17 protein-coding genes and 1 tRNA gene are annotated in these 18605 nt (G+C 36.9%); 8 read left to right on the top strand and 10 right to left on the bottom strand.

Annotated features, from left to right (window positions below; genetic code table 11):
- Positions 1-17: 17 nt before the first annotated feature.
- Positions 18-719, bottom strand: a complete 702-nt coding sequence (gene yycF / locus IV86_RS00430; RefSeq protein WP_002834282.1) for a response regulator YycF — start codon at positions 717-719, stop codon at positions 18-20.
- A 244-nt stretch (positions 720-963) separates the two neighbouring features.
- Here yycF and IV86_RS00425 point away from each other — a divergent pair.
- Positions 964-1036 (top strand) — tRNA-Lys (locus IV86_RS00425).
- A 121-nt stretch (positions 1037-1157) separates the two neighbouring features.
- Here IV86_RS00425 and IV86_RS00420 read toward each other — a convergent pair.
- From IV86_RS00420 to IV86_RS00395, 6 genes are all read right to left on the bottom strand, one after another.
- Positions 1158-1532: a nuclear transport factor 2 family protein gene (locus IV86_RS00420; RefSeq protein WP_002834283.1), complete on the bottom strand. Its 375-nt coding sequence runs from the start codon at positions 1530-1532 to the stop codon at positions 1158-1160.
- 93 nt (positions 1533-1625) lie between these two features.
- Positions 1626-2507, bottom strand: a complete 882-nt coding sequence (locus IV86_RS00415) for a LysR family transcriptional regulator (protein ID WP_056979285.1) — start codon at positions 2505-2507, stop codon at positions 1626-1628.
- A gap of 80 nt (positions 2508-2587) precedes the next feature.
- Positions 2588-3187: an NAD(P)H-binding protein gene (locus IV86_RS00410; protein WP_171030518.1), complete on the bottom strand. Its 600-nt coding sequence runs from the start codon at positions 3185-3187 to the stop codon at positions 2588-2590.
- A 23-nt stretch (positions 3188-3210) separates the two neighbouring features.
- Positions 3211-4533, bottom strand: a complete 1323-nt coding sequence (locus IV86_RS00405; protein WP_056979316.1) for an MFS transporter — start codon at positions 4531-4533, stop codon at positions 3211-3213.
- A 219-nt stretch (positions 4534-4752) separates the two neighbouring features.
- Positions 4753-5574, bottom strand: coding sequence for a Cof-type HAD-IIB family hydrolase (locus tag IV86_RS00400; RefSeq protein WP_056979284.1), 822 nt, complete (start codon positions 5572-5574; stop codon positions 4753-4755).
- A 31-nt stretch (positions 5575-5605) separates the two neighbouring features.
- On the bottom strand, positions 5606-7579 hold the full coding sequence (locus tag IV86_RS00395; protein WP_029257597.1) for a PTS sugar transporter subunit IIABC: 1974 nt from the start codon (positions 7577-7579) through the stop codon (positions 5606-5608).
- A gap of 217 nt (positions 7580-7796) precedes the next feature.
- Between IV86_RS00395 and treR the strand changes: the two genes are divergently transcribed.
- Together treR and treC are read left to right on the top strand one after the other, a co-directional pair.
- A complete protein-coding gene (treR, locus tag IV86_RS00390; RefSeq protein ID WP_056979283.1) occupies positions 7797-8519 on the top strand; it encodes a trehalose operon repressor in 723 nt (240 codons plus the stop codon).
- 2 nt (positions 8520-8521) lie between these two features.
- Positions 8522-10168, top strand: a complete 1647-nt coding sequence (treC, locus tag IV86_RS00385; protein WP_002834290.1) for an alpha,alpha-phosphotrehalase — start codon at positions 8522-8524, stop codon at positions 10166-10168.
- A gap of 78 nt (positions 10169-10246) precedes the next feature.
- Here the strand turns inward: treC and IV86_RS00380 are convergent, their stop codons facing one another.
- Positions 10247-10531, bottom strand: a complete 285-nt coding sequence (locus IV86_RS00380) for a hypothetical protein (protein WP_023440880.1) — start codon at positions 10529-10531, stop codon at positions 10247-10249.
- A gap of 155 nt (positions 10532-10686) precedes the next feature.
- Between IV86_RS00380 and IV86_RS00375 the strand changes: the two genes are divergently transcribed.
- The 4 genes from IV86_RS00375 (at position 10687) to mscL (ending at position 15151) form a co-directional block, all read left to right on the top strand.
- Positions 10687-11619: a LacI family DNA-binding transcriptional regulator gene (locus IV86_RS00375; RefSeq protein ID WP_029257598.1), complete on the top strand. Its 933-nt coding sequence runs from the start codon at positions 10687-10689 to the stop codon at positions 11617-11619.
- 110 nt (positions 11620-11729) lie between these two features.
- Positions 11730-13829, top strand: coding sequence for a cation:proton antiporter (locus tag IV86_RS00370; RefSeq protein ID WP_056979282.1), 2100 nt, complete (start codon positions 11730-11732; stop codon positions 13827-13829).
- A 431-nt stretch (positions 13830-14260) separates the two neighbouring features.
- The gene (locus IV86_RS00365) at positions 14261-14524 is read left to right on the top strand and encodes a zinc ribbon domain-containing protein (RefSeq protein WP_011673902.1); all 264 of its coding nucleotides are present in this window, start codon (positions 14261-14263) and stop codon (positions 14522-14524) included.
- Positions 14525-14728: 204 nt separating this feature from the next.
- Positions 14729-15151, top strand: a complete 423-nt coding sequence (mscL, locus tag IV86_RS00360) for a large-conductance mechanosensitive channel protein MscL (RefSeq protein WP_002834294.1) — start codon at positions 14729-14731, stop codon at positions 15149-15151.
- A 51-nt stretch (positions 15152-15202) separates the two neighbouring features.
- On the opposite strand, the gene IV86_RS00355 is transcribed toward mscL, so the two are convergent.
- Positions 15203-17533: an ABC transporter ATP-binding protein/permease gene (locus IV86_RS00355; protein WP_002833826.1), complete on the bottom strand. Its 2331-nt coding sequence runs from the start codon at positions 17531-17533 to the stop codon at positions 15203-15205.
- A gap of 131 nt (positions 17534-17664) precedes the next feature.
- On the opposite strand from IV86_RS00355, the gene IV86_RS00350 reads away from it, so the two are divergent.
- Complete coding sequence (locus IV86_RS00350; protein WP_002833827.1) at positions 17665-18138, top strand: MarR family winged helix-turn-helix transcriptional regulator; 474 nt, start codon at positions 17665-17667, stop codon at positions 18136-18138.
- Between the two features lie 62 nt (positions 18139-18200).
- Here the strand turns inward: IV86_RS00350 and IV86_RS00345 are convergent, their stop codons facing one another.
- The gene (locus IV86_RS00345; RefSeq protein ID WP_002833828.1) at positions 18201-18548 is read right to left on the bottom strand and encodes a hypothetical protein; all 348 of its coding nucleotides are present in this window, start codon (positions 18546-18548) and stop codon (positions 18201-18203) included.
- Between the last annotated feature and the right edge of the window lie 57 nt (positions 18549-18605).

Genomic DNA, 18605 nt, shown 5'->3' with positions numbered 1-18605 from the left:
CAAAAATCCTGAATTAATTAATCATTTTCTGGATTACGTAAATAGTATCCCACTCCACGACGTGTAACCAAAATTTGAGGGTTTCCTGGGGTTTCTTCAATTTTTTCGCGCAAACGACGTACGGTAACATCCACTGTACGAACGTCCCCAAAATAATCATATCCCCAAACCGTTTGAAGAAGATGTTCACGAGTCATCACTTGGCCCGTGTGTTGAGCCAAATAATGTAAAAGTTCAAATTCACGATGGGTCAAATCTAATTGCATCCCATCACGAGTCACTGAGTATGAATCTGAATTAATTACTAAAGGTCCAATTTTAATATTATTTTTAACAGTCTCATCATCTTGTTGCAATTGATCCTGACGACGAAGGTTGGCTTTTACCCGCGCCACTAGTTCACGGTTAGAAAATGGCTTAGTAACGTAATCATCCGCACCCAGCTCAAGTCCAACAACCTTGTCTAATTCTGAATCCTTAGCTGTTACCATGATGATTGGAATATTATGTTTTGCTCTTACTTGGCGCGCAACCTCTAATCCATCAATTTTTGGTAACATCAAATCAAGCAGAATCAAGTCGGGCTTTTCTTCTTCGACTTGGGCAAGAGCTTCCTCACCATCATATGCAGTAACTACATCGTATCCTTCTTTATCTAAATTAAACTTAACTATGTCAGAAATCGGTTTTTCATCATCTACTACTAAAATCTTTGGCATGTTAGCCCTCCTTGGAAGATTTATCTGCCATCAGGTATGCATTCCTGATAAAAATGGTCCAATCCATTAATCTTGGTTAATTATAACATATACACTAAAATCAATCGGAAACGCTATCTGTAGCACGATTTAAATCGTTTTTGCATTTTTTTAATTTTTTTCGAAATTTTTTTAAAAAAAGTATTGCCAGCCCCTATTTTTCATGATACTATATTTAAGTCGAGTTGATACATATTAATTATATGGGTGGTTAGCTCAGCTGGCAGAGCAACGGACTCTTAATCCGTGGGTCCAGGGTTCGATCCCCTGACCACCCATCAAACACACGACACACTAATCAGTAGTCACGCAGCGTAAAGCCGTGGTTACTGATTTTTTTGTGCACTAAAAACAGTGGATAATCTTTTCCACTGTTTTTTCATACCTATTTTTCCACTTTTAATACGTACTAGCTACCTGCTTACTAATTACCCATCGCCCATTGTTCTTCTCAAAATACATTTTCATTTGAAGAGGCCAAACGTTCTTCGATCCGCCCCAGATTTTGGCGGTTACTAAATTTTGGCCCGTTAATTGTCCCAAATTTCCTTCAACTCGAATATCTTTGATAGCTTCTTCTTTGGACTCCAAGTACTGCATTTCTTCATTTTGTATCTGATCGATCCATTCCAGTTTAGGTTGCACGTATCCCGTCATATGCGTTAAAGTCATTCGACCACCTAAAATCATATCTAGTCGACTTATATCTTTTTTTACCATTGCTTCATTTTCAGCTCGGTATAGTTGAACAATTTGTTCTTCATCTTTTGTCATAAATTTGCTCCTTTGATATCTTTCTATCCTAAATGATATCTATAATTAAGGAGCCGAGCTATTCTAATCTTAACTCTATTAAATAAGTAAAACTTATTTAAAATGATGCTCAAACATTTCGGCAAAAGTTTCAATATAAAACCCTGAATTATCGACTTTCCAGTACATATAATATTTCTGAGTCAATTCATGCCCACCATTGTGCAAAGGTACAGTTTGAATGATTCCACTATCGAGTAGGGTTTGGGTTCGCTGATTAACAATTAAATATCCTTGATTAGCTGCAATCAGCATCTGGGCTTCATCGTAGTTAGCAACTAATCGAAAGCCACCTTTAACACCTAAAATTTCTTGATAATATGTTTCCTCTGCCAGTTGTTGCTTTGAATCGGTAATTAAAATACATGGAAAGTCAGCTAAATCAGCCACATCAATTTGCTCTGCGTGGCTAAATTCCCCCGTTTGACTTACTGCAACCATCAATCCACTTTCTGTCAAAAAATCATTTACATATTCATTGGAAGGGGCTCGCCGTTGATCAGAAAAAGCCAGATCAATTTTTTCTTCACGCAACCAATCATACAATTGTTCATGCGTTCCATTATTGATTTTAATTTTTACTTCTGGGTAAGATTTAGAAAATTCAGCAACGGTTTGTAAGAACTCCGTTGTTCCAAAACTTTTCAAATATCCAACTCTTAATTCAGGTTCGTTATCATTGGCAATTCTAACGGTATCTTTAACAATTTTTTTAACCTGTCCTAAAACATCCCTACTATGCTGATAAAAGTACTGTCCAGCTGGGGTAATTTCGAAGCTCCGACCCTGACGCTTCAACAATAAAACTCCTAGATTATTTTCAAGTTCTTTAATTTGTTGGGAAATAGCCGATTGAGAAATATTATCGTCAGCAGCTGCTTGGGTAAAACTGTGTGCATCGACCACATCAATAAAATACTGCATTTGTTGAAACATTAGTTTACCTCACTTCATGGATTTACCTCATTATAAAACAAAAAGAGCTGAAATAAATTTCAACTCTTCTTTAAATATAATCATTGAGGGGTGTTAATTCCGACACTATCCCGTGAATACAAGGTAGCATCAAAAGTGAGTCGTTTTACAAGATCAGCAATTGAACTAACCGAAACATCATGTCCTCCGAACGGTTCTCCTTTTAATGTAACTTCGTAATCTACTGGACCACTAGTAAACCAACCTGGACGAATTACGGTGTAATTCAAATCTGAAGCTTCAACAACATCAGCTGCTTGTCGATATGAACTTAGGACCGAATTATATTCTAAATTCCCATTACTTCCAATTGTTGCTGGAATTTCATTATAGATTCCCATCGAGGTAATAAATAGCAAACGGTCAATTTGATTACGTTTCATTGCTGATACAATATTTTCAGCATATGTTCCTAAATTACCACTAAGTGCTACAAATACGACGTCTTGCTTTTTCATCGCCTGGTCTAAATCATGGGCTTGGTTTACATCACCAGCCACCACTTTTTCACGACTACCGGGTTTTAATCGGTTGGCACTTCGAGCAAAAAGGGTTAAATTTGCATCTGTTTCACTTAATAAAGTTTGTCTCACTGCATTTCCAATCGTTCCTGTTGCGCCAATAATTAATACGTTCATGATAATCCCTCTCTTTATAAAATCACTTATTTTTTAAGACCGATATTTAAAGTAGCTCCGACTGAAATCAACATAAATACGGCCATAATGATGATAGCGTGGTCATATGATAATACTGGGCTAATCAAATTAGCTGTCAGCGCGGTGATAATTGAAAGTCCCACTGAACTACCAATTTGATGAACCATGTTTACTACACCTGAAGCTGATCCGGCAATTTCCCTATCCGTATTTGCTACTCCGGCTACGGTTAGAGGGCTCAAGGTAAATCCTTGACCGATACCAATAATCACCATTGGAATAGCTACTGACCACCAATATCCTGCTTGTATGCCTACCACAGCGGCGAAAACCAATCCAGCTAAGGTAATTACCGTTCCAGCAATTAAAATCTGAGTATTAGTAAACTTTTCGTTTAACCGTGATACCAATGTAGCAAAAACAAATTGAGGTAGTGTTTCTGGTAAGAATCCTACCGCTGCCATTAATGGCGTAAAGTGATAAACCTGTTGCATCGCTTGTGGCGTTAAGAAGAAGTATGAAATCATTGCACCTAAGAAAAAGAACCTTGCAATATAAGCACTACTTCTTTCTCGATCTTTAAGTAGTTTTAATGGTGTAATCGGGTGCTTAGAAACTTTTTCTTGCCATACAAATAAAACCAAAAGTAAAATCCCGGTCATAACCATTGGTACCGGATGACTAGCTCCATTAATTCCATAAACAAGCGCAGTAATTCCTAAGACTGACAAAATTGAACCTAACCAATCTAATTTTCCTTCTACCTTTTTACTTGCTGGAATATATTTAAGTGTTAACACAATCATCAGTATCCCCACAGGCACGTTAAGTAAGAATCCCCAGCGCCAACTAGCGTAACTAGCAATCAATCCACCAACAACCAATCCAATGCTGGCACCTAATCCACCAGTAGCACCATAATATACAATCGCTCTGGTTCTCATCTGATCTCGATAACTATCCATTAACAAAGCTAAAGTGGTTGGAGCAAGAATTGCCGATCCAATTCCTTGTAAGGCTCGCATGGCGATAATCATTAAACCATTAGTTGATAAACCAACCAATAAGGATCCTATACTAAAGATTACCAACCCGATTAAAAAGACATTTCTTCGACCAAAAATATCTCCTGACCGTCCACCAATCATTAATAATCCACCGAAGGTTAATGCATATGCATTAGTTACCCACGATAATTCCGAAGCCGACAAACTCAAGTCTGCTGCAATCTTTACTGTACTTGTAAAAACAATTGAATTATCCAAAAGAATCATAAAATAACTAATTAAAATAATTGGTAAAACCATACCAAATTTCTGCTTGTTCATTCCTATCACCCGCATCCAAATTTTTATTATGTAATTATTCTACAAGCTCCCCCATTCCTAACCAATTTCGATTCTTGCCGCTTTTCATAAGTTTTTCTTATGGATAATCAGGGTTATCCCATGTAAACCTGAAACCCATTACCATACAAAAAACCACTACTATATGGAAAATTGCATTCCATCCTAGTAGCGGTCCATAAACCAAGAACAATCTATCAATTATTCAATTTCACCACGGAGTACCCGATCAATCATGTCCATTACTCCACTATCGTTGTTATCCAACGGTGTAACCAATTCGGTTGCGTCCAGTGCTTCTTGTTCTGCATTTTTCATCGCATAGCCTAGTCGCGCATGATGCAACATGGCTTCGTCATTTTGGGTATCACCAAAAGCCATCGTTTCATCCATCGAAACTTTCCAACGATTTTGTAATTGCTGAAGTCCATACGCTTTAGTAACATGGGGCATCGTAATGTCGATTCCATTGAAACCGCTCATCACACTTCCCAAGCTATCCCCTAAGGCAGTTTTTAACAGGGCGGCTTGTTCACGCACATTATCAATATCAACCCAATGGGCATCAATCTTATAAATCGGATCTTTAATGTCTTTAAAGTGATCCACTGGGGTTAATTGGCTGTAAAAATACGAGCTAACGGGCCATTCCGGATTATCCATTTTCATATTAGTAAATGCACGATGTTGGCTCGATAGAATCAGCTCAACGCCTTTAAACATCGGAATCGTCAATAAGTACTCAATTGTGTCGTGTAATAAAGCCGGTTTTAGCGGATTATCGTCTAAAATTTTCCCTTGTTCAATCGTAAGGGCACCATCTTCGGCAACAAAGGTTAAATCACCCTTAATGCCAGCAAATACTTCCTGACAATGAGCCATCTGATTTCCACTCGCTACTACAAATTTAATTTTTCGTTCATTAAGTTTGTCTAACTGAGCTTGAAAACGTTGATGGTCAAAATCCTGTTGATCATTTAGAAAAGTTCCGTCGATATCACTTGCAATTAATTGAATACCCATGGTGGCCTCCTACATATTAGCTTTTTACAAATTATTTTTTACTAGGGTTAATTGGTTTTTCAACCTTTTTACCAACTTCCATTTTGTCATTGTAGCCCCAAACGTATGCTGCAATAAAGGCAATAATGGTAGATACAACTGAGGAAATCAAGAAAATCCAGAAGCTGCTTAAATCAGACGGATTGCTTGGATTAAAGAAGGATGCAAAACCAATCCATGAACCGGCAAATCCGTACATATTACCATGGAACAACCCGGTTATAAATCCACCAAATGCTGAACCAATCAATCCAGAAATGAAGACCCTTCTATAGCGGAGGTTAACCCCGTAAATAGCGGGTTCGGTAACTCCACAAAAGGCTGAAATGGCAGCCGCAAATGATAAACTCTTTAAGTTAGTTTTCTTAGTCTTAATCGCCACGGCTAAAACAGCTGCACCTTGTGAAATCATGGTTTGGCAAATCAAAGCATTTAAGTAACTGTGTCCCGTGGTAGCTATGTCATTAACTACCAATGGAGTAATTCCCCAATGCAAACCAAAGATTACCAATACTTGATGGAAACCACCTACTAGAATTCCTGATGCCCATCCACTATGAACCAGTACCCATGAAATCATTACCGCAATCCATTTAGAAATGCCGACAATGACTGGGCCAGTAATATAAATCGTAATTCCACTAACAATCAGAATTGTAATAAATGGAACAAAAATCATGGTTAGATAACTTGGTAAATGTTTCTTCAAATAATTTTCAATTTTAAATGCCAACCAAGCAGCTAAAATCATCGGGAAAATCGAGTATGAATATTGGACCATTGGGAAGTTAAATCCACCCAACATCCCTAACGATTTTCCAGCCAACGGAGTTAGCGTAGGATGTACCAATACCCCACCAATTACGGCTGCGATGATTGGATCTCCACCAATGCGTTTTGCCGCAGAAAATCCTACTAAAATTGGGAGGAAGAAGAAAACTGAATCGCCAATGGCATTTAATATGATGTATAAATTACTTTTAGGACTTAGTAGTTCCCCAATCTGTGGCATCGTTAAGACTGATAATAATCCCTTGAGAATACCAGCTGCCGCCAATGACCAAATCACTGGGCTCATCGAACCAGTAATTACACCAATAAAATTATTAAATCCATCTTTTGTTTTTTCTAGGAAATTCCGGTTATCAGGGCCTTGTGGTTGCGTAGCTTTAACGGCTTGTTCGGTTCCTTCTTCATCCCCAAATTCTGTCCCTAATTGGTCAATAACTGCGTCATAAACATCGACTACATCTGGACCAATCACTACTTGGTATTGACCTTGAGCACGCATAATATCAATAACATGGTCGTCATTTCGAATAATATCATCGTCGGGTTTATTAATATCCTTCAAATAAAAGCGTAAACGAGAAATACAGTGAATCACACTATTGATATTGTCGGGTCCGCCCACTGCATCAATTACTTTTTGAGCTGTTTTTTCAAAACGATTGCCTTCATTACTTTTAGAATGCTCCACTTTTTCTGAAACCGTTTTTAATTTTAGATTTGCAACATTTTTTCCTACTTCAACTGTATCAGCTTCAATTTCCAACTGCTCTAACACTTCACTGCTATTAGTGATTGCAAAGATTATAGTAGTTTGCTTGCCATTATTACGCACTAAATCTAAGTCCCAAGTTCCTAGGCTACTTCCTGCTTTTACATGATCGCCAACTTGAACTTTAAGATCATATGGGGTGCCCTTTAATTCTACGGTATCAATTCCGAGATGTAGCAATATTTCGACACCACTATCAGTTTTAATACCAATTGCGTGCTTACTATCAGCTACCATCATTACTGTCCCAGCCACAGGAGCAACTAGATTACCGTTAGTAGGTTCTAACCCAAAACCTTCCCCCATCATTTTTTGGGCAAAAACTTGGTCTTCTACTTGTTCAAGTGGAATCACCTTACCACTTGCTGGTGCTACAACTATGAGATTATCATTTGTTTTTTTCATAAGATTATTCCTCACATGCTCTAATATAATTTCAATATATTTGTAAGCGCTTGCTATTTAACATGCTTTTATCATAAACTTGTATATACAAGATGTCAACAATAAAGATAGCGCCTTTAATTACAGGTTATTGATAAATAATAAATTATATTACCTTGTATATACTAGTTACATCATGTTAAAATGTAAGCGTTTCTAAGAAAGGGGTAGCTCTTGTATGGAAAGTAAATACGATTTAATAAAACAAGATATCGCCAATAAAATTATTCATGGTATCTATCCTGCCAGTTCTTATTTACCTAGTGAAAACGAACTTTGCGACCTATATGGAACTTCACGTGAAACTGTTCGAAAAGCTTTGGTGCTCCTGCTAGAACTGGGCTACATTCAAAAAATTAAAGGCAAAGGATCAATCGTCCTCGATGTTTCTAGATTTGTTTTCCCAGTTTCCGGTATCAAATCGTTCAAAGAGCTCAATCAATCACAAAATATGCATTCAACTACAAAAGTACTTACATTAGAGCCTCGTTTGGTGCCTACCAAGGGTTTTGGTCTCGATCAAAATAGTGAGTTAGAAGCTACTTATATTGAACGTTTAAGAACCATTAATGATGAACCCATCATTATTGATATAGATTACGTACTCTCAAAGGTGGTTAATGATATTCCAAAAATGGCTGCTGAAAATTCTCTGTATGAATATTTCGAAGACCAACTTGGACTGGATATTAGCTATGCTACTAAAACCATCACGGTTGAAGAGCCTACTGAACGCCAACGTCAATTATTAAAAATTCCACCACACAAAGACGTCGTAGTAATTCGAAGTATGACTTATCTCAATGACACCACGTTGTTCCAATTTACCGAATCTATTCATCGAGCTGATAAATTTAGTTTTGTTGATTTCGCTAGAAGACAAAAATTGAAAGGACACTAACTATGAATTTTAAAAATAAGGTTATTTACCAAATTTATCCCAAATCATTCTATGATTCTAACAACGATGGCATTGGAGATTTACAAGGAATTATCAAAAAAATTCCTTATATTGATAAGTTGAATATCGATATGATTTGGTTCAATCCTTTTTTCGTTTCTCCTCAATACGATAATGGTTATGACATTGCCAATTTCTATGAAATTGACCCTGTCTTTGGTACGATGTCAGATTTTGAAGAATTAGTCCGTAAATTAAAGGAAATCCATGTCGGAGTTATGCTAGATATGGTGTTAAATCATATTTCTACTGAGCATGAATGGTTTCAAAAAGCCTTAGCTGGCGACGAACACTATCAAAAATACTTCTACATTCGAGATCCTAAACCAAATGGTGATTTACCCAACAATTGGACTTCTAAATTTGGTGGACCAGCTTGGGCTAAATTTGGTGATACCGGTAAATATTTCTTACACTTATACGACGAGCATCAAGCCGATCTTGACTGGCATAACCCTGAAGTTCGCCAAGAACTTTTCAAGGTCATTAATTTTTGGCATGCCAAGGGGGTTAAGGGATTCCGCTTTGATGTAATTAATGTGACTGGAAAGGACGTAGAGTTAACCGACGCTCCTGAAGGCGTAGAATCAAAATTTATGTATACCGATACACCTATCGTTCAAAGTTATCTTAAGGAAATGCATCAAGCTGCACTTCAAGACCCTGAAGTAATTACCGTAGGAGAGTTTTCTTCAGCTTCAGTTGAAAATGGTGTGAAATATACTCGTCCGGAAGAACATGAATTAACCATGGCTTTCACCTTCCACCATTTGAAGGTAGATTACGACCACGGACAAAAATGGACGAAAGTTCCTTTTGACTTTGCTGCACTTAAAAAGACGATAAATACTTGGCAAGTGGGCATGGATGAAGGTGATGGATGGAACGCCCTCTTCTGGAATAATCACGATCAACCTTGGGCCTTAAATCGCTTTGGAGATTCTGGTAAATACCGAGCTAAGTCTGCCGAAATGCTCGCCACCACGATGCATTTGCTTCGTGGAACGCCCTATATTTATCAGGGAGAAGAAATCGGCATGGTCGATCCAGATTACCAAAACATTGACGAATATGTTGATGTAGAAGCCTTAAACGCTTATCAACGACTCTTGAAAGAAAACAAATCTCCTCAAGATGCACTTGAAATCGTGAAGTCTAAAGCTCGCGATAATAGTCGAGTTCCTATGCATTGGGATGATTCCAAATATGCTGGCTTTTCTGAAGTTCAACCTTGGTTAAAACCAACTAAGCAAACTGAAATCAACGTTGCAAATGAACTAGAACACGGTGAAATTTTTGCTTATTACCAAAAATTAATTCGACTTCGCCGAGAATTCTCCATTATTTCTGAAGGAGATTATCAATCCTTTGAACTTAATCACCCTTCTGTATTCGCTTATATTCGTACCTATCAAGACCAAAGCTTGTTGGTTCTCAATAACTTCTATGGAAATGATGCTACCATCTCAATTCCTAGTAAATACACCACTGAAACTGCTAAAATCTTGATTAACAACTACGAGACTAATCCTGAATTAACAACAACGCTGAAATTGAAACCTTATCAATCCATAGCAATTCTGATTTAGTGCAATAAAATAAGTCCTTCAAGTTAACTAAGTAGCTTGAAGGACTTTTATTATCTAGCATTAATTTTAATTTCATGTTTATACTTGCACCAATAAATATTTAAAGTAGTTTCTCAAATAATCCGAAGTGGCCAGTCCATCTTCGTATAGTGTGATTCGATAACCATCGGCATTTAACGTGAAAGTGTTACCTCCGATAAATTGCCCCTCAGCAACGTATCCTATATCGTCTAAATTGAACTTCATTCTTGTTATTCCTAAACCATTTGAAAAAGTTAAGATCATTTTTTCATCGTTAAACTTAACTTGAGCATATCCAATCTCTCTGGTACCTTCTGAAGTCACTTCTACATACGTATACATATCAATCATCCTCCTTTAAACAGAGCATAATCTATGAAACGCGTACCATAGCAAGCCTTAAGATTGCTAAGTTAAAATATTGGTTGTGGAACGCGTTTCATACTTTAAAATGAGGGTATGGACCTTAATCGAATTTAAAATAGGACTTGATAATAATGACTAATATTAGAACCATTGCTAAAAAATCTGGATACTCAGCATCTACCGTTTCCCGTTTTATCAATCAGAGTGGTTATGTCTCTGACAAAGCTAGTAAGGAGATCAAACGGATTATTGACGAAATGGACTACGTACCCAATGCCATTGCTCGTGACCTGAGTAAGGGCCAGACGTTTACGATTGGTGTGGTAGTACCTCACATGCGTCATCCCTTTTTTTCTGAGTTAACCCATGGAATTATGGACTTAGCTTTTGCTGCTGAATATAATGTCCTTTTTTTGGAATCTCAGTATGACGAAAAGTTAGAACAAAAATATTTAGAAAAACTTCACCGAAAAGCCTTTGATGCGCTAATTTTTATATCTCGCAAATTGCCACTAACTGAATTAATCAAATATCAAAAATATGGCCCCGTCGTATGCTGTGAAAATCCACAGGACAATCCCATTGCGGCTGCCTATACGCTCCGTGAAAGTACCTATCAACAGGCGTTCGAATGGGTTAAACAAGGTGGCTATAGCAAAATTGCTATTATTTTAAGTCGTCCGTACGGAAACAGTGCCACGAGTAAAATTATTTTTCACTCTTACAAAAAAGTTTTTGGAACTTTCCCAGACTCCAATTTAGTCTATACGGATTGCTACAATTACAATGATGGCTACCAATCCGCTCATTTAATTGCAAGAGATACGCCAGATTTCATTTTTGGTAATAGCGACGATATTATTGCTGGCATTTATCAATACTACCTAGATAATAATTTAGAGTTGCCGGCCTTAATGGGACAGGAAAATCAAATATCTGGAAGTCTATTAAAAATCCCCACGATTGATCACCATCTAAAAATGATTGGTCAAGCCGCTTGCGAACTTGCTATTACGGGCGCTATCAAATCGGTTTCCATCGAGTCAGAATTTATCATCAGATAACGTCATCCTAATATCACATGCTGTAGTAAAATGAGACGATGAAGTCATCATCTCATTTTTTGTTATAATGACTTCTATAAATTTTATTCATAGGAGATTAGGTAGTAACCTTGCAAACATTTTACACAATTGCACTACTTTTAACAGGTGTAATCTTATCTAATATTATTAAACAACTTGTGCCTCGAATTCCCGAAGCATTTATTTTAATTATCGTTGGAGTAATCCTATCATTTACCCCAGCATTTCATAATTTTGAATTAAGACCAGAATTTTTTATGTTAGTGGTTATTGCACCTATCATGTTTATAGATGGTCAAAAACAATCCTTCAATCGAATTCGCCAACGTTTTCGCGTGGTATTTTTTCTGTCGGTAGTTTTAGCTGGCGCCAGCGCTTTAGTTGTTGGAATCTTAACTAATAATTTTGAAACCAAATGGACGCTACCAGTGGCCATTGCCCTAGCAGCCATCGTTACTCCCACCGATGCGGTTGCTGTTAAATCGATGACCAGCGGAACTGCCATGCCCGAAAATGTTAATGAAGCTTTAGAACTAGAATCCTTATTTAACGATGCCACTGGACTGGTAATCCTTGATTTAGCTTTATCTGTTTTACAAAATGGAACTTTTTCAGCAATTACCGGAGTCGAACATTTTATTTTTGTCGCGCTTGGTGGCGTAATCATTGGAATTATTGCCGGCTTTTTAATTGTTTCTCTTCGCGTTAATTTAAACATGCGCGCTAATAATCCGGAAACTATCATCATTCCGATTAGTCTGTTGACCCCTTTTCTCGTCTATCTTTTAGCTGAACATTTGGGAACTTCTGGCATTCTAGCCGTCGTTGCTACTGGAATGGTTCATAATTGGGAATCTGAACGCCTCCGTTTAACTTCAACTCGAGTTCAGCTTACCTCAGCAACCGTCTGGAATACTATCTCAAGTTTCCTAAATAGCGTCGTTTTCTTATTCCTTGGAGTGACTTTACCGATGGTTTGGAAAGATTTTATCCAGATGGGAACGATGACGATTGCTCAATTAATTGGTATTAGTTTACTGATTTATCTATCAATGCTAGCTATCCGTTACTGGTGGTCTGTTCATGAAAATCCAGACAATCCTGACCATTTCTTAGGCCCTCATGACAAATCCGTGCATCAGCTATGGTCAAGGATATTTGCAATTAGTGGTGTGCATGGGACCGTGACTTTGGCGATGGCCTTTTCACTTCCTACTAGAATTGGAGGTCACCCCTTCCCTTATCGTGAAGAATTAATTGTGATTGCCACGCTAGTAATTTTAATTAGTATGTTAGTCAGTGCTATCAGTCTTCCGCTGATGCTTCCTGTCAAAACGACGGAGTATTCACTCGCTGATATCGATCATATTCGTAACAAGATGGTGGATTATGCTACTTTACAACTACGTGATACCATCGATGATCACGCGGTTCGCGAGGCCTTAACGGAACAGTTGCAGTCCCAAAAGGGGGCATTGAACGGCCAAATTATTGATTTTGATGAATATCAGGAGTTAATGTTTGAAACCAAAGACTTCATTGTCACTTACATTCATGGACCTTCAATTTCAGCTAAATATAGTTTAGAAGTTGTTAATATTTATGAAAAAATTCTAAATAATTTTGTGGCTCCTAACTTTAATCCTCGGGAACACTTTGTTAACCGAGTACATTATATATTTAAAAAGAACTTTAAAAAGGTATCAGGGCTTTGCAAACACGCCCTCTGGCACGTCAAAAATGGGCAAATCACCAAACATCAACGTACCGTTGCTCGTCAAAAATGGTTGGCTGCTCAACCTTCAGATACGCTCCAACAACGTCTGGATGTTCGGGATGCTCTTTTGGAACTCAACAATGAAGTGATCGACTCTACTGATAAATACTTAGACGATGTTTTGCGTGGTCGCTTATTACGTAAACAAAGTAATAACCAATATATTAACCTCGTTCGTAGATCTATCAATCGATACTGCTCAATGGTTCGTCATGATTATAATAAACAGGCAGTCTTTGTAAGTAGCGATTTATACATTCAAGCCTTTCAGCAAGAATATAACTTTATTCAACGTGGAGTAAGCCGTGGGGTTATTACCCCAGAAATGGCAACTGTGCTCTATGATGAGATTAATCAAGCTCAATCACTACAATTACAACGTACTCAACAGCTTCAAATTATTACATCCTAAGTTTCTTAAAACACCTCCTGCGCGTTACTTACTGATAAGTAGCGCCTAGGAGGTGTTTTTTAGTTCCAATTAAATTAATTTAAACAAATTTTGAACTTCATTTTAAGTTTGAATGTTAGCAGGTGCTATTCAAACCCATGATTAATACCCGTATGTTTCATATGGCTATAAAATGTAACTCAGAAATGATAATTTATCATAAAATAATCCCCTATTAACTTTTTTCTAGGTACATTTTTATAAAAATTTGATTTCAAATTCAACGGGATAATCTTATTTTTATCTGCATTCAGATTTAATTTATTTTTAATGCTAACCATAAGTAATTAATATATAATTATGGTTGTACAAAATCGGGTTTAGCTACTTTTCAGTGGGAAGTTGATGTTACTAATTAAGTTATCGGATGTTATAAAAGAGAGGTGTAAGTAATGAATAAATTTTGCCAAAGCTGTGGAAGACCACTTACTACTACAAATGCTGGCACTAAAGCCAACGGTGACTCATCAAATTACTATTGTATTTCATGTTATCAAGATGGAGCTTTCACTGACCCTACCCTTACAATTGATGACATCAAGGCGAAAGGGATTAAAGAAATTAAACAATCAAAAATGAATATATTCAAAAAAATATTTTTGTTAATTTGTTATCCATCTCGACTTCAACGACTAGATCGTTGGCGGGAATCCTAAATTAATTCAGTCATTTTAAAGGTTGACCAAAATTTGTAAGAGCATTTTGCCTACTTTAAATGTGAATAAAAATGATATCATAAGTAAAGTTAAGGTCTTATTTCAAATTACAGTTCCCTCACTTAGGTAAGTTTTGATAACAGTTCGATTCTGTTGGAGGGATTCAGAGAATTAATCTCTAAAAAAAACTAGGAGTTGGTTGATTTGCTTAAAGAATTTAAAGAATTTGTTTCACGTGGAAACGTCCTTGATTTAGCTGTCGGTGTTATTATTGGTGGAGCTTTTACTTCCATCGTTAAATCATTAGTTAATTATTTAATTAATCCTTTAATTGGTTTATTTATCGGCGGAATTGATTTTTCAGATTGGGTACTTAAGGTAGCCGGAGCTACTTTCAAGTTTGGTAGTTTTATCAATGCTGTCATTAACTTCTTAATCATTGCATTTGTTGTCTTTATTTTGGTTAAATTAGTCAACAAGTTTCTTCCTAAGAAAGAAGAACAAGAAGACGATGAAGCTGAAGCAATCGAAAATAGTGAAATTTACCTTAAAGAAATTCGCGATGCATTAGTAAATAATCCTGAATTACTTTCCAACTTAAAAAACAAAGAAGATTCAACTAAATAACCTAAAAAACGTTTCTTGAGAAAACTCTCAAGAAACGTTTTTTTACTAAAGTTATTCAGTTCTTAAAGCAATTGCTGCATCTTTTTTAGCAGCCATTCTAGCTGGAATATGCCCACCTAAAATAGTTAACACAGCACTAACTATGACTAAGAGAATGGCATGAACTGGATTTAATTGAGAAACTCCACTTAAACCAGTCATCTTTTCCAGTACGACATTAATTGGGAAAGTACATAACCAAGCTACCACAATTCCGAAAAGTCCTGATCCAATCCCTAAGATGGCCGTCTCTGCATCAAAGACACGGGTAATATCTTTCTTACGTGCTCCTAGAGCTTTCAATACACCGATTTCTTTAGTTCTTTCAATTACGGATGTGTATGTGATAATTGCAATCATAATCATTGATGTAACTAACGAAATTCCTGCAAAAGCCACCAAGACGTACGTAATGGCATCCATCATTCCACCAGTCAGTTTTGAAATACTACCGGCCATATCCGTATATACAATTTGATCCGCTTTTTTCTTGCCATCATTATATTTATCGAGGTAGTCTAAGACCCGGTCCTTCTTCTTAAAGTTACTTGGATAAATTTGGATAGTACTTGGTGTTTCACTACCACCCAACATCGTTAGCATCTGGTTTTTGGTAGAAGCATCCATTGTTTCACCAGTCATGATATTCTTTTTGCTAGCTGCTTGAGCTTTTACAATATTAGAATCTTTATTATCTTCGTAAACGGATTTGGTTAATTGATCACTGTAGGCGATTCCGTTAGATAATAAGCCATCGCTATTCTTAGATTTCACCCGTAAGATACCGACAACTTTTAGCGTTTTAGTATCTTTAGCATTCGCCATTGATGCATACTTATCACTAGGAACATAGTTACCAGTTGGCAATTTTTTATAGTAAGTATTATTAGTTACCAATTTGGCCGTTTTACCGATCAATTGATTGTAATCAAATTTTTGGTTAGTTTTAGCTGTAATTCCAAAGTTCTTTAAAGCTGAGATGTTAATCTTATTATCGCGATCCGCAATTAAAACAACATCAGTAGCCTTCTTTGGATAACTTCCAGATAAAACGTGGTAATTCTTCTTTAAGAAGCTTTGATTTCCATCACGATCAATGGGATAAACTGAGCCTCCCACACCTGTAACAGAAGCCATCATTGAACTTGTATCTACTGTCTTAGCATCGGGATCAGCATTACTAAACTTAACCGTTTGCCATTTACCATCTTTTTGGCTAATTAAATTCATTCCGGTACTGTAAGTAACCGCAATATTTTTAGCGTATTTTTTAGGCATTTTCTTGACGTAATCTAGGTACTTCGAATCTATTTTATTTACGTGTTGGGCTTTATCCGATTTACTCAAATCGGCTTCCACATACTTATGTTTGGAGAAGGTACTGTTTTGGCTATCCGTCATTGCTGCACTTGAATCTGAAGCAACGGCCCCAATTGAAACCGGCATAGAAGCCATCGTATCACTTTGGGTTTGGTCAATTTGTTTCTGGAAACCATTTGATAAGGCCAAAACAATCGCAATACTGATAATTCCAATCGAGGAAGCAAAAACCGTCAAGAATGTCCGACCTTTTTTAGTCATAATATTCTTAAAAGAAAGTTTCAAAGCTGTCCAATAACTCATCTTAGTATGTTTAAGCTTAAAGTTAGTCACTTCATCATGCCCATTATAAGGGTTGGAATCTGTTTGGATTTTACCATCAGCAAATTCAATAATTCGGTCAGCATATTGGCGAGCCAATTCTGGATTATGAGTAACCATTACTACCAGACGTTCTTTAGATAGTTCTTTAATTAATTGCATGATTTCATCTGAAGTCTCTGAATCAAGAGCTCCAGTTGGTTCATCAGCAAGCAGAATTTCTGGATCATTGGCAATGGCTCGGGCGATAGCTACTCGTTGCATCTGACCACCCGATAGTTGATTAGGTCGCTTGTTCATATGCTTCTCTAAACCAACTCGAATTAAAGCATCTTTAGCACGACGCTTCTTTTCTTCTCCACTCACGCCTGATAAAGTCATCCCCATCTCGACGTTATCAATAATCGAAAGATGACCAATAATATTGTACGATTGGAAAATAAATCCTACAGAGTTATTGCGGTAGGCATCCCAATCTGAATCTTTAAAGTCGTCGGTTGATTTCCCTTCAATAACCAAATTACCAGAATCATAGCGATCTAAACCACCTATCATATTCAGCATAGTGGTCTTACCAGAACCAGAAGGTCCTAAGATTGCTACAAATTCTTGATTACGGAAAGAAACTGAAACGTCATCAAGGGCTTTGGTGGTTGTTTCACCGACCTTATAGTATTTCTTTAGATGTTTTAACTCTAACATATACGCTACTTCCTTTTTCAATTGGTTATGTTAATTATAGACAATAGTTAACAATTGTCAATCATTAATCAAAGTTAAATTAATATGCTATAATAACGTTATATAAATATTTATAGGAGGTGAACTACCCAATGGATAATAAACCTTACCAATCAGAATGGGATCAGTTACCAGAAAACGTCAAAGTAACAGCGCAATTATTCGGCACACTTGCTCAAACTATTTTTAGCTATTTTAACGATGAAACTATTAAAATATCGCCTTTGAATTTTATGATTTTAATGGATATTTTAGGTAATCCTGGTACCTCCATGTCTGAATTGGCTAAAAGAGTCGGTATTTCTAAACCACAATTAAGTCGGAGCGTTAGCAAATTAGAAGATCTACACATGATCAAAAGGGTCCACAACACGGAAAATCGGCGTAACGTTAATGTTTACCCCGACAAAGAAGGTAGTGATTTAATGGCGCAGCAATTTCTTCGGGTTGCCAATAGATTGGATAAAACCCTTAGTGCCCTTTCTTCAGAAGACCGTGCTCGCCTAGTTCCTTTAATGACGGAATCACTTGAGATTCTATCCAAGGCTGGTATTGTTCAACAATAATTTATTTACGATTTATGAAAAAAGAGCCTTACAAGCAACTACTTGTAAGGCTCTCTTTAACTTCAATTTAACTTAATTTTTTGCTCAATTTTTGTTACAAGGTCGCTAACCTCACCATTACTATAAGTGACTAAGTTCGTAATTGTCGTTTGATCAATTTTAGGCGAGCTAGTTTGCAACACCTGTTTGTTAATTGCAATTAATATTTTAGGATCTGACGCAAACTTTGAAAGTTCTTCAACTTCGCCAGTAACAACATCCACGTCTACAATTCCCACCTTTACGAGCGCCTTTTTTAGTTTATTCACCAACCTCGAATCGAGCATCGCTTCCACTACGGGTCCTGCCCCATTTGACGTCTGTAAAATACCAACCATTCCCGTATTGATAACTACAACTTTTTCAACCATGCTATCCTACCTCCAATTTTATTAGAAAACAAAATCCCCCAAATCAATTGTAGTTGA

This window comes from Pediococcus pentosaceus, assembly GCF_001437285.1.
In the GTDB taxonomy this organism is placed as follows: domain Bacteria; phylum Bacillota; class Bacilli; order Lactobacillales; family Lactobacillaceae; genus Pediococcus; species Pediococcus pentosaceus.
Note: the sequence above shows the minus strand (reverse complement) of the source record. Positions and strands in the feature narration are given on the sequence as shown.

Bases quoted from the DNA above. Each gene is read 5' to 3' on its own strand.
- yycF (WP_002834282.1), bottom strand. From the start codon at position 719: ATGCCAAAGATTTTAGTAGTAGATGATGAAAAACCGATTTCTGACATA.
- IV86_RS00420 (WP_002834283.1), bottom strand. From the start codon at position 1,532: ATGACAAAAGATGAAGAACAAATTGTTCAACTATACCGAGCTGAAAAT.
- IV86_RS00415 (WP_056979285.1), bottom strand. From the start codon at position 2,507: ATGTTTCAACAAATGCAGTATTTTATTGATGTGGTCGATGCACACAGT.
- IV86_RS00405 (WP_056979316.1), bottom strand. From the start codon at position 4,533: ATGAACAAGCAGAAATTTGGTATGGTTTTACCAATTATTTTAATTAGT.
- IV86_RS00400 (WP_056979284.1), bottom strand. From the start codon at position 5,574: ATGGGTATTCAATTAATTGCAAGTGATATCGACGGAACTTTTCTAAAT.
- IV86_RS00395 (WP_029257597.1), bottom strand. From the start codon at position 7,579: ATGAAAAAAACAAATGATAATCTCATAGTTGTAGCACCAGCAAGTGGT.
- treR (WP_056979283.1), top strand. From the start codon at position 7,797: ATGGAAAGTAAATACGATTTAATAAAACAAGATATCGCCAATAAAATT.
- treC (WP_002834290.1), top strand. From the start codon at position 8,522: ATGAATTTTAAAAATAAGGTTATTTACCAAATTTATCCCAAATCATTC.
- IV86_RS00380 (WP_023440880.1), bottom strand. From the start codon at position 10,531: ATGTATACGTATGTAGAAGTGACTTCAGAAGGTACCAGAGAGATTGGA.
- IV86_RS00375 (WP_029257598.1), top strand. From the start codon at position 10,687: ATGACTAATATTAGAACCATTGCTAAAAAATCTGGATACTCAGCATCT.
- IV86_RS00365 (WP_011673902.1), top strand. From the start codon at position 14,261: ATGAATAAATTTTGCCAAAGCTGTGGAAGACCACTTACTACTACAAAT.
- IV86_RS00355 (WP_002833826.1), bottom strand. From the start codon at position 17,533: ATGTTAGAGTTAAAACATCTAAAGAAATACTATAAGGTCGGTGAAACA.
- IV86_RS00350 (WP_002833827.1), top strand. From the start codon at position 17,665: ATGGATAATAAACCTTACCAATCAGAATGGGATCAGTTACCAGAAAAC.
- IV86_RS00345 (WP_002833828.1), bottom strand. From the start codon at position 18,548: ATGGTTGAAAAAGTTGTAGTTATCAATACGGGAATGGTTGGTATTTTA.